Genomic DNA, 10,874 nt, shown 5'->3' with positions numbered 1-10,874 from the left:
GAACGGGGGAACGGGCCGGCCCCCGCAGGACGACGCGCGTCATGGCGCGCCCGGCGGGAGGAACGGCAGGCCCGCCGGGGCCCCGCCCTCGATGAGGCGCATCAGCGCAGCGGTGTCCGCGTGTTCCTCGATCAGGTCACCGAGCAGGTCCAGCTGCTCCTCCCGCAGGGCGGCGAAGGAGGTGTTCGGGGCCGGGACGAAGCGGCGGCCGGCGGCCGAGGCGACCTCGCGCAGGAAGGCGCGGCGGAAGCCGTCCGACTCCAGGGAGCCGTGCCAGTGCGTGCCCCACACCGACCCGACCCGGCACCCGTCCAGGAAGGGGGTGCCGCCCAGGACTTCGGCGACGCCGTGGTGGATCTCGTAGCCCTCCACGGGCTCGCCCAGCGCCGAACCCACCGGCCGCTCCAGGGTCTTCTCCCGCTCGAAGCGGATCCGCACGGGCAGGAGCCCGAGACCCGGTACCGAGCCGGCCTTCGACTCGACCTCGTCCTCGATGTGCTCGCCGAGCACCTGGAACCCGCCGCAGATCCCCAGTACCGGACGCCCCTCCGCGGCCCGCCGCACCAGCGCGTCGGCCAGCCCGCGCTCCCGGAGCCAGGCGAGGGCCTTCACCGTGCCGCGGGTGCCGGGCACGACGACCAGGTCCGCGTCGGCCAGTTCCTCGGCCCGGTCCACGAACCGCACCACCACACCGGGCTCCGCCGCCAGCGCGTCGACGTCGGTGAAGTTCGACATCAGCGGAACCGCGCACACCGCGACCCGCAGCACGTCCTCGCCCACGGGCGGGGCGACCACGGATTCGCGTACGGCACCCCGCAGGGAGACCCGCAGGCCGTCCTCCTCGTCGATGCCCAGACCGTGCTGGAAGGGGAGCACTCCGTACGTCGCCCGGCCGGTCAGGCCCCGCAGCATCTCCATGCCCGGTTCCAGCAGGCTGACGTCGCCGCGGAACTTGTTGACCAGGTAGCCCGCGATCAGCGACTGGTCCTCGGGCGAGAGCAGCGCCGTCGTACCGAAGAAGGAGGCGAAGACCCCGCCCCGGTCGATGTCGCCGACCACGACCACCGGGAACCGCGCGGCCCGCGCGATGCCCATGTTCACGATGTCGGTCCGGCGCAGGTTGATCTCGGCCGGGCTGCCCGCCCCCTCGCAGATCACGGCGTCATACGTGCCCCGCAACTGCTCCAGGCAGTCCGTGACGATGCCGAGCAACTGTTCCTGGCGCCCGCCGTGATAGCCGCGGGCGCTCATCTCGCCGACCGGCTTGCCCAGCAGCACCACCTGGCTGCTGCGGTCGCTGCCCGGCTTGAGCAGCACCGGGTTCATCAGGGCGGTCGGCTCCACGCGGGCCGCCTGCGCCTGCATGGCCTGCGCGCGGCCGATCTCGGCGCCCTCCCTGGTCACGAAGGAGTTCAGCGACATGTTCTGCGCCTTGAACGGGGCCACCTTCACACCGCTGCGGGCCAGCCACCGGCAGATGCCCGCCGTGACCACGCTCTTGCCCGCGTCCGACGTCGTACCCGCGACGAGGAGTCCCCCGCCGCGCTTCGCGCCGTTCATGCGCGCCCCTTTCCTGTACGGGAGGTGGGGGAGGTACGCGCGATGCGGGAGACCAGCGTCCGGGCGGCCACACAGGCCCCCAGCGCCACCCACGTCACCTGGCGCGACAGGCGTACCGCCCGTTCGATGTCGGCGACCTCCACGGGCCGCCCCGCCCCGCCGTTGAGCACGGCGCGGTGCTCGATGCGGCCCCCGTACGCGAGGGTCCCGCCGAGCCGTACGCCGAGCGCCCCGGCGAAGGAGGACTCCACCGGGCCGGCGTTGGGGCTCGGATGCTTGGCGGCGTCCGCGCGCCAGGCCCGTACGGCTCCCGGCCGGTCGGGGCCGGCCAGGACGGCGGCCAGCGCCGTCAGCCGGGCGCCCGGCCAGCCCGCGACGTCGTCGAGCCGGGCGGAGGCCCAGCCGTAGCGCAGGTGGCGGGGGGACCTGTGGCCGACCATCGCGTCCAAGGTGTTCACGGCGCGGAAGGCCAGCAGCCCGGGGACGCCCGCGACGGCGCCCCACACGAGGGCCCCGACGACCGCGTCGGAAGTGTTCTCGGCGACCGACTCCACCACGGCACGGGCCATCTGCTGCTCGTCCAGTGCCTGCGGGTCCCGGCCGCACAGGTGCGGCAGTCGTGCCCGGGCCGCCTCGACGTCACCGGCGGCCAGGGCGCCGCCTATGGTGCGGGCCTCCCGGCCCAGCGAGGTGCCGCCGACGACGGCCCAGGTGGCGGCGGCGGTGAGGGCGATACGGGCGGCCGCGGGCCGGGAGCGCACGGCGCGGGCGCCGAGCGCGCCGACGGCGGCCGCGCCTCCCGCGCACACCAGGGTGTGCAGGACGCCCCGCGCGCGGTCGTCGCGCCACAGGGCGCGCTCGACGGCGGCGGCGGCTCGTCCGAAGGCGGCCACGGGGTGCCCCCGGCGCGGATCCCCGAGGATCCGGTCGCCGATCAGGCCGGCCGTGGCGCCGTACGCGAAGACGCGATCGGCACGCATGGTGGCAGGTATGTCCTCACTCAGGGTCCGCGCCCTGGTTCGACGTGTCCGGCGGCGAGAGTTCCTGGCTCCCGGACGCACTCGGGTCGAGTGCTCCGGTGACAGTGGCGGGACCGCGCCGGATTCGCACCGGACTTCCTCTCCATGCCGCCGCAATGGCTCGGGCAGTCCACCACGCAGCGCGAATGCCCGTCAACTCGCCGTTGACCTGCGGTGGGGTGGTGGGGACGGGTGGGCCTGGGCATGCGAAAGCTCCCCCCGGGAGGACCCGGAGGGAGCCGTCGCCATCGGATGACGCAGGTGACGCGGGTGGTGCAGGTGACGCAGGTGATGCCAGTGACGCGGGGGTTCAGGCGACGATCAGGTAGATCCCGTAGCTCACGGCCGCCGCGCAGAGCGCGAAGCAGGCGTAGGCGCCGCTGCGGGCCAGGGTGGCCGCGCCGCCCCGCTCGGTGGCGGCCTCGTGCTTGGACAGGCCCATCAGACCCAGGGTGAACAGGGTCACGAGGACGACGGTGGCGCTGAGGCTGACCCCGAAGACGGAGCCGAGTGCTGCCCAGTCGATCTTCATGCTGCGGATTCCTCTGTCGTTCTCGGGGTCAGACCGCGGCGGCGGGAGCCGCGGGGGTCGCCGGGGCGGCCGGGATGGTGGCCTTGAGGGCTTCGTCCGTCACGGCGGCGGTCGTGCCGGGGGTGCCGGCGACCGGCGGGACGGCGACGGCGGCCATGGCCGTGGTGACCACGCCGGGCTCCTCGGCCGCGGCCGGGCCCGCGTCGTTGACGTTGGTGTGGTCGACGACCTGGCGGCGCGAGATGAACCAGATGGCGACGCAGGAGCCGACCAGGAAGAGTGCGACGGCGGTGACGCCGACGTCCCCGGTGCGCATGACCAGCTCGGCGCCGGAGGCGACGAGGGCCGCGGCCGGCAGGGTCAGGCCCCACGCGATGAACATGCGGGTGGCGGTGGACCAGCGGACCACACCGCCCTTGCGGCCCAGGCCCGCACCCATGACGGCGCCGGAGCACGCGTGGGTGGTGGAGAGGGAGAAGCCGAGGTGGGAGGAGGCCAGGATGACGCTGGCGGCCGAGGTCTGGGCGGCGAAGCCCTGCTGCGGCTGCAGGTCGGTCAGGCCGCTGCCCATGGTGCGGATGATGCGCCAGCCGCCCAGGTAGGTGCCCATCGCGATGGCCATGCCGGCGGAGACGATGACCCAGACCGGCGGGTTGGAGCCGGGGGCGATGGCACCGCCGGCGACGAGCGCCAGGGTGATGATGCCCATCGTCTTCTGCGCGTCGTTGGTGCCGTGCGCGAGGGAGACGAGGCCGGCCGAAGCGATCTGGCCGGCGCGGTAACCCTTGGCCGAGGTCTTCTCGCCCATGCCCTTGCCGACCTTGTACGTGACCTTCGCGGCCAGGTAGGCGGCGACGCCGGCGACGATCGGCGCGGCGATCGCGGGGATCAGGACCTTGGTGACGACGACGCTGCCGTTGACCGCACCCATGCCGGCCGAAGCGACCGCGGCACCGATCAGGCCGCCCATCAGGGCGTGCGACGAGCTGGAGGGCAGTCCGACCAGCCAGGTGACGAGGTTCCAGAGGATCGCGCCGACCAGGGCGGCGAAGATGACCTCCGGCTGGATGCCTTCCTCGTTGACCAGGCCCTTGGAGATCGTCTTGGCGACTTCCACGGACATGAAAGCGCCGACGAGGTTGAGTACGGCGGACATGGCCACCGCGGTCTTGGGCTTGAGGGCGCCGGTCGAGATGGTGGTGGCCATCGCGTTGGCCGTGTCGTGAAAACCGTTCGTGAAATCGAACACGAGAGCGGTGATGATCACGATCCCGAGGAGAAGCGTTATGTGCTCCATTTACCCAGGCTTCTGTTTGACGTCGGTGGTTCGTGGACCGTAGGCAACCTGGATGAACGGAAGGTGAACTGACAGGGGTCATGCGGTGTATCGATCCGGCACCCGATCGGGACCTTCGTCCCGGTAGGGGCGTCGATGCATCGATTGATGCACGTCACGGCGGGGTGTCCGGACCCCGCGGACCGGGACCTGCGGCACCCCGCTGCCGGCGCGGGCGGGGGCGGAGGAGACCTAGATCACCCTCCGGGCCGTCCCTGGAGGGGCGTGCTCGGAATCATGTCCTCCGGTGGCCCGCCGCCGTGTCCGGCTCGACACTGGAGCGGTGCGCACCGCTACAGCGACGGCAGCGGCCGTCACCACGACTCTGCTCGGCGCCGGCGCGGCCGCCGTCACCGCCGCCGCGCTCGCCGGCCGGTACGCCGCCGACGCGGCCCTGCGGACCGAGCCCGGCCAGCCGCTCCCCGGCGGCCCCCGGCTCAGCGTCCACTCCACCGCGGCCGGGCGGGTGGAGCTGACCCGCTCGCTGGCCTCCCTGCGCCCCGGTACGTACGGACTCACCGCGCCCGGGGTGCACGCCGTGGTCGGGCCGGTCCTCCCCGACGCCCCGCACGGTCCCGACACCGTGGTGCGCCGGCTCCTCGCCGTCACCCACGGCAGCCTCGAACCCGGGACCCGCGTCACCCTCACCCCCCAGGTCCACCTGGGCAATCCCGGCACCGCCCTCGGGTTGGACCATGCCGACGTGGACGTTCCGGGTGAGCTCGGCGCGCTGCCGGCCTGGTTCGTGCCCGCGGCCCGCGACACCTGGGTGATCACCGTCCACGGGCTGGGTGCCACCCGGGAGCACCCGATGGTGGTCATGCCCTTCCTCCACCGCCACCGGCTCCCCGTCCTGGACATCGGCTACCGGGGCGACCTCGGTGCGCCCGCCTCCCCGGACGGCCTCGGCCACCTGGGTGAGTCCGAATGGCGCGATCTCGACGCCGCCATCCGCTACGCCCTGCGCTACGGCGCCCGCCGCGTCGTCCTGCACGGCTGGTCCACCGGCGCCACCATGGCCCTGCACGCCGCCGAACGCTCGGCGCTGGCCGACCGGATCTGCGGACTGGTCCTCGACTCGCCCGTGCTGGACTGGCACGCCACCCTGCGCGCCCTCGCCGCGGCCCGCCGAACCCCCGCCCCGCTCCTCCCGTTCGCCGTCAAGGCGGCCGAGGGTCGCGCGGGCCTGCGGGTGGACCGGCAGGCTCCGGGCTCGGATCCGTCCGCCCTGAGGATTCCGGTCCTGATCTTCCACGGCCCCGACGACACGCTCGCCCCCTGGGAGCCCTCCCGCCATCTCGCCGCCGCCCGCCCCGACCTGGTCACCCTGCGCTCCGTCCCCGGGGCCGCGCACGGGGCGATGTGGAACGCCGATCCGGCCGCGTACGAAGAGGCGCTGCGCCGCTTCCTGACCCCTCTCATGTAGCGCACCGCGCGACGGGCCGTCGGGCGAGGTGTCCGAAGAATGCGCGCCCGACAGGACGGGGAGGCCGGGTTGTCCCGGTCTGTCCCTCCCGGCCCTTGTGGCAATGGCCGGTTCCGTTTGGGCTTTCGGCCGGTGACGGGCGAGACTGCTCACGTGACGTCCCGAAAGCCTGATGAGCAGTTGGCTCGCGACTCCAGACTCCGACTCATCTCACCGCGGTCCGTCGCCACGGCCCGCAAGGCGGTGACCGACCGGCGAACCCGGACCGCCCCCAGGCCTCCGGCGGGTACCCCCGCCACGGCCGACCTCGCGAACAGGGCCCGCGCCTCGCTCGCCGACGCCGTGCGGCTCGCCCGCTGGGCCGAGCTCCACCTCGGCGCCGGAGGCGGTGACAGGCCCGCCCCGACGGGCGCGCTGCCCGCCGCCGACGCCGAACGCGCCGCCGCCCAGCTGAATCTGACACCCGGCCAGATCCGGGTCGGCTGGGACCGGGCCCGGCTCGCCGGCCTGATCGAGATGCACGGCGGCCATGCCCGCCCCGGCTGGCGCCTGCGCGCCTGGGACCGGGACGACACCGCCGTACTGCGCGGCTGGGTCGCCCTCTTCGACGCCTGGTCACTGGTCCACCCGGCCCCCGCCGACATCGCTCCCGCGGTCGTCGCCGAGGTCGTCGAGGCCATGCCTCAACTGCTCTCCCTGCTCCAGCTCTCCGCCGGTCCCGTGACCGTCCCCGATCTGCTGGACCTGCTCGGGCAGCGCGTGGACGAACTGCGCGACGAGCGCTGCGAAGTCCCCTACGAGGCCACCGCGCACGCCGCCGGCCCCGGCGGGGCCGACCCCGCGCCGCCCGTCCCGCTCGCCCGGCTGCTGCGCTGGGCGCTCGGCGGGCTCGCCGCCGTGGACGCCGTCACCCTCGGCCCCGCCCGGGCCACGCTCACCCCGCTCGGGAGCTGGGCCGTCTGGGTCAAGCTGGAACAGATCTGCGTCGCCGCGCAGAGCCCGGCCGGAAACATCGAGCAGTCCGCCGCCGCCATGCTCCACGGCTGCGCGCGGCTCACCCCGGGCCCGGCCCGCGCCGAGTACCAGGCCTGGCTGGCCGCCCGGCCGGTCGGCCACGCCGTCTCGGAGCTGCTGCACGCGGCCCGCGGCGAGGACGCCCTGCTGCGCGGGCTCGCCTTCGAGGCGCTGCGTGTGGTCGGAGCCCCCGCCGAGCCCGAGGTGCGCGCCGCCTCCCGCGAGGCGACGCTGCGTCCCTACGCCCTGCTCTGGCTCGCCGAGCACGACGGGGTCGACCCCGACGAAGCGCAGGACGTGCTCACCGCCGAGGAGCAGACCTGGCTCTGGGTGGACACGGCGGCGGCCATCGCCGACCACGGCGAGGCCGAGCTGCTGGCCCGCCATCTGGACTCGGCCGTGCGGACCACGGTCCCCAGGCTGCTGGACGAGGTCCGCGCCGTCGGCCACCCCCGCACCGTGCAGGTGCTGGTCGCGCTGGCCGCCGCCCACCCGGACCCGGCCCTGGCCAAGGCGGTGCGCCGGGCCGCCTTCCAGGTGCACACCGGCGGCGCGTAGCGCCCCCGTACGGGTGACGCGTACGCACCGCGGGATCAGACCTGCGGTGCGTACGTCCCGAAGCTCCACACATTGCCCTCGGCGTCGCGCGCCATGTAGTCACGCGAGCCGTAGTCCTGGTCGGCCGGCTCCATCAGGATCTCCACACCGTGCTCGACGGCCCGACGGTGGTGGGCGTCCACGTCGCCGACGACCACGTAGATCCCGGCGGGGCCGGCCGCCTCCATCGCCTTGTCGAAGGCGCCGCCGCGGCCCTTGCTGCCGAGCATCACCATGCCGTTCCCGTAGGACAGCTCCGCGTGCATCACGGCGCCGTCCTCACCCTCGTACGCCGCGACCTGGGTGAAGCCGAACGCCTCGGTGAGCTGTTGGATGGCGGCCTTGGCGTCGGTGTACAGCAGTGTCGGATAGACGGTCGGAACGCCTGCCATGACGATCACTCCCTCGTGTGCCGTGTATGGACGGTGACCCACGTCACAGCATGGCAGGCGCCGCGAGAAGTCAGCGGAAGGTGTTGCACTGGGCCATGTCGCCCGTGCGGTAGCCCTGGTAGAACCACTGCTGGCGCTGCTCGGCCGAGCCGTGCGTCCAGGACTCCGGGGTCACCCGGCCCTGGAACTTCTCCTGGATCCGGTCGTCGCCGACCGCGGCCGCCGCGTCCAGACCGTCCTTGATGTCCTGGTCGGTCAGGCTGGTGATCAGCGGCCGGCCCGTGGACTCGTCCGGGGTCTTCGTCGCGTTGTGCGCCCAGACACCGGCGTAGCAGTCGGCCTGCAGCTCGACCCGGACCGCGTTGCTGTTCGCGCCCTGCCGGCCGTCCTGGGCCTTCTGCAAGGTGCCGGTCAGGTTCTGGATGTGGTGCCCGTACTCGTGGGCCACCACGTACGCCTGGGCGAACGGCCCGCCGCTCGCCCCGAACTTCGTGCGCAGTTCGTTGAAGAAGCCCAGGTCCAGATAGACCTGCCGGTCACCGGGGCAGTAGAACGGTCCGACCGCCGAGGTGGCCGCCCCGCAGGCGGTGCCCACCTTCCCGGTGAAGAACACCGTCTGCGCCGGGGTGTACTGGGCGCCGCGCCTGGTGAACTCCTGCTTCCAGAAGTCCTGGGTGCTGTTGATCACCGCCACCAGCCGGCAGTCCTCCTTGGCGTTCGCGTCCGCGCCGGTCTTGCAGCTCTGCTGCACCTGGGCGGCGGAGGAGGAGGTCGACGCGGGTTCCGGGCTTCCGTCGGACAGGCCCAGCTGCTCCGGGCCCACCCCGAACAGCAGACCCATGATCAGCGCGATGAAACCGATGATCCCGCCGCCGATCGTGGCCTTCCCGCCCGGGATGCGGCTGCCGCGCACGTCCTTGACCTCGGAAGTGTCCAGATTGGCGTTGTCGTCGAACTGCATCCCGCACCGCCCTCCATTCCTGCGACAAGGGGGCTACGGGTCACGTGTCCGCCCCTGCGGCGAGTATCAACCCGTTCATCCTCGTACGCCCCCCGGCCCGGAGGTGTGCTCCCTGGGCCGAACGGGGGACACGGGAGAGGGGGTGCGGTCCGTCCGGCGGGGGGCGGCCGGGCCCGAAAGTAGTTGCGGGCCCCCGGTAGAATGACTCCCATGGCAAATCTCCTCGCGGATTAGCGGCGTCGAAGCATCGCGTCCTGCCCCCCTTCCGCCGTCCCGACCCGCCCTGGAGTATTTCCGTGATCACCGCCACCGGCATCGAGCTGCGCGCCGGCGCCCGCATCCTCATCGAGAACGCTTCCTTCCGAGTCGCCAAGGGCGACCGGATCGGCCTCGTCGGCCGCAACGGAGCCGGCAAGACCACCCTCACCAAGTGCCTCGCGGGCGAGGGCCAGCCCGCCGCCGGCAGCATCGCCCGCTCGGGCGAGGTCGGCTACCTCCCGCAGGACCCCCGCACCGGTGACCTCGACGTGCTGGCCAGTGACCGGATCCTGTCCGCGCGCGGACTGGACGTCCTGCTCAAGAAGATGCGGATGAACGAGGAGCGCATCTCCTCCGGCGCCGGCGCCACCCGCGAGAAGGCGCTGCGCCAGTACGAGCGCCAGGAGACCGAGTTCCTCACCAAGGGCGGCTACGCGGCCGAGTCCGAGGCCGCGACGATCTCGGCCGCCCTCGGTCTGCCCGACCGGGTGCTCGGCCAGCCGCTGCACACCCTCTCCGGTGGTCAGCGCCGCCGCGTCGAGCTCGCCCGGATCCTCTTCTCGGACGCGGACACCCTCCTCCTCGACGAGCCGACGAACCACCTCGACGCCGACTCCATCGTGTGGCTGCGCGACTACCTGAAGACCTACCGCGGCGGCTTCATCGTCATCTCCCACGACGTCGACCTGGTCGAGACGGTCGTCAACAAGGTGTTCTACCTGGACGCCAACCGCTCCCAGATCGACGTCTACAACATGGGCTGGAAGCTCTACCAGCAGCAGCGCGAGGCCGACGAGAAGCGCCGCAAGCGCGAGCGCCAGAACGCCGAGAAGAAGGCCGCGGCGCTGAACTCGCAGGCCGACAAGATGCGGGCCAAGGCCACCAAGACCGTCGCCGCGCAGAACATGGCCAAGCGCGCCGACCGCCTGCTCGCGGGCCTGGAGGCCGTCCGCGCCTCCGACAAGGTCGCCAAGCTCCGCTTCCCGGACCCGGCGCCCTGCGGCAAGACCCCGCTCACCGCCGAGGGCCTGTCGAAGTCCTACGGCTCGCTGGAGATCTTCACCGACGTCGACCTGGCCATCGACAAGGGCTCCCGGGTCGTCATCCTCGGCCTCAACGGCGCCGGCAAGACCACGCTGCTGCGGCTGCTCTCGGGCACCGAGAAGCCCGACACCGGCACGGTCGTCCCCGGCCACGGCCTCAAGCTCGGCTACTACGCACAGGAGCACGAGACCCTGGACCCGGAGCGCACGGTCCTGGAGAACATGCGCTCCTCGGCCCCGGACCTGGACCTGGTCGCCGTCCGCAAGACGCTCGGCTCGTTCCTCTTCTCCGGCGACGACGTGGACAAGCCCGCGGGCGTCCTGTCCGGTGGCGAGAAGACCCGGCTGGCGCTGGCGACGCTGGTCGTCTCCTCGGCGAACGTGCTGCTGCTCGACGAGCCCACGAACAACCTCGACCCGGCCAGCCGCGAGGAGATCCTGGGCGCCCTGCGCACGTACAAGGGCGCCGTCATCCTCGTGACGCACGACGAGGGCGCCGTCGAGGCGCTGGAGCCGGAGCGCATCATCCTGCTCCCGGACGGCGTCGAAGACCTGTGGGGCCCGGACTACCGGGACCTCGTGGCGCTCGCCTAGGCGGTTCCGCTTCCGCTCCGGCGTCCGGGCCGAAGGTGATCCAGTTGCTTATGGATCATTCGGCTCAGGCGTGATCCATCATCTGAGTGAGTCGGTCTCATACCGTTCCGCGCTGGATGAGGACCCCGGCCGCATCCCGACG

The 10,874-nt window shown here is 72.9% G+C and carries 9 protein-coding genes and 1 riboswitch; of the genes, 3 read left to right on the top strand and 6 right to left on the bottom strand.

Going from position 1 to position 10,874, the window contains the following annotated elements; genetic code table 11:
* Positions 1-39 precede the first annotated feature (39 nt).
* From OG389_RS09115 to OG389_RS09100, 4 genes are all read right to left on the bottom strand, one after another.
* Positions 40-1,560, bottom strand: a complete 1,521-nt coding sequence (locus OG389_RS09115; RefSeq protein WP_328297958.1) for a cobyric acid synthase — start codon at positions 1,558-1,560, stop codon at positions 40-42.
* Positions 1,557-2,540, bottom strand: coding sequence for a cobalamin biosynthesis protein (locus tag OG389_RS09110; RefSeq protein WP_328297957.1), 984 nt, complete (start codon positions 2,538-2,540; stop codon positions 1,557-1,559). Before OG389_RS09110 ends, OG389_RS09115 begins: the two co-directional genes overlap by 4 nt.
* 38 nt (positions 2,541-2,578) lie before the next feature.
* A riboswitch (cobalamin riboswitch) is annotated at positions 2,579-2,730 on the bottom strand.
* A 159-nt stretch (positions 2,731-2,889) separates the two neighbouring features.
* Positions 2,890-3,111 carry a hypothetical protein gene (locus tag OG389_RS09105; protein ID WP_328297956.1) on the bottom strand — a complete coding sequence of 74 codons (222 nt, stop codon included), beginning with the start codon at positions 3,109-3,111 and terminating at the stop codon, positions 2,890-2,892.
* A gap of 28 nt (positions 3,112-3,139) precedes the next feature.
* A complete protein-coding gene (locus OG389_RS09100; protein ID WP_328297955.1) occupies positions 3,140-4,408 on the bottom strand; it encodes an inorganic phosphate transporter in 1,269 nt (422 codons plus the stop codon).
* Positions 4,409-4,730: 322 nt separating this feature from the next.
* Here OG389_RS09100 and OG389_RS09095 point away from each other — a divergent pair, with 322 nt between their 5' ends.
* Positions 4,731-5,873, top strand: a complete 1,143-nt coding sequence (locus OG389_RS09095) for an alpha/beta hydrolase family protein (RefSeq protein ID WP_328297954.1) — start codon at positions 4,731-4,733, stop codon at positions 5,871-5,873.
* Between the two features lie 153 nt (positions 5,874-6,026).
* A complete protein-coding gene (locus OG389_RS09090; RefSeq protein ID WP_443059229.1) occupies positions 6,027-7,445 on the top strand; it encodes a hypothetical protein in 1,419 nt (472 codons plus the stop codon).
* A 35-nt stretch (positions 7,446-7,480) separates the two neighbouring features.
* On the opposite strand, the gene OG389_RS09085 is transcribed toward OG389_RS09090, so the two are convergent.
* A complete protein-coding gene (locus OG389_RS09085; RefSeq protein WP_328297952.1) occupies positions 7,481-7,876 on the bottom strand; it encodes a VOC family protein in 396 nt (131 codons plus the stop codon).
* Between the two features lie 70 nt (positions 7,877-7,946).
* A complete protein-coding gene (gene ypfJ / locus OG389_RS09080) occupies positions 7,947-8,837 on the bottom strand; it encodes a KPN_02809 family neutral zinc metallopeptidase (RefSeq protein ID WP_328297951.1) in 891 nt (296 codons plus the stop codon).
* 296 nt (positions 8,838-9,133) lie between these two features.
* Between ypfJ and OG389_RS09075 the strand changes: the two genes are divergently transcribed.
* Complete coding sequence (locus OG389_RS09075) at positions 9,134-10,732, top strand: ABC-F family ATP-binding cassette domain-containing protein (protein WP_328297950.1); 1,599 nt, start codon at positions 9,134-9,136, stop codon at positions 10,730-10,732.
* Positions 10,733-10,874 lie beyond the last annotated feature (142 nt).

This window comes from Streptomyces sp. NBC_00435 (assembly GCF_036014235.1).
In the GTDB taxonomy this organism is placed as follows: domain Bacteria; phylum Actinomycetota; class Actinomycetes; order Streptomycetales; family Streptomycetaceae; genus Streptomyces.
The sequence above is the reverse complement of the archived record's forward strand: the minus strand, read 5'-3'. Positions and strand labels throughout refer to the sequence as shown.

Excerpts from the sequence above, each read along its gene's own strand:
- OG389_RS09115 (WP_328297958.1), bottom strand. The coding sequence starts at position 1,560 with ATGAACGGCGCGAAGCGCGGCGGGGGACTCCTCGTCGCGGGTACGACG.
- OG389_RS09110 (WP_328297957.1), bottom strand. The coding sequence starts at position 2,540 with ATGCGTGCCGATCGCGTCTTCGCGTACGGCGCCACGGCCGGCCTGATC.
- OG389_RS09105 (WP_328297956.1), bottom strand. The coding sequence starts at position 3,111 with ATGAAGATCGACTGGGCAGCACTCGGCTCCGTCTTCGGGGTCAGCCTC.
- OG389_RS09100 (WP_328297955.1), bottom strand. The coding sequence starts at position 4,408 with ATGGAGCACATAACGCTTCTCCTCGGGATCGTGATCATCACCGCTCTC.
- OG389_RS09085 (WP_328297952.1), bottom strand. The coding sequence starts at position 7,876 with ATGGCAGGCGTTCCGACCGTCTATCCGACACTGCTGTACACCGACGCC.
- ypfJ (WP_328297951.1), bottom strand. The coding sequence starts at position 8,837 with ATGCAGTTCGACGACAACGCCAATCTGGACACTTCCGAGGTCAAGGAC.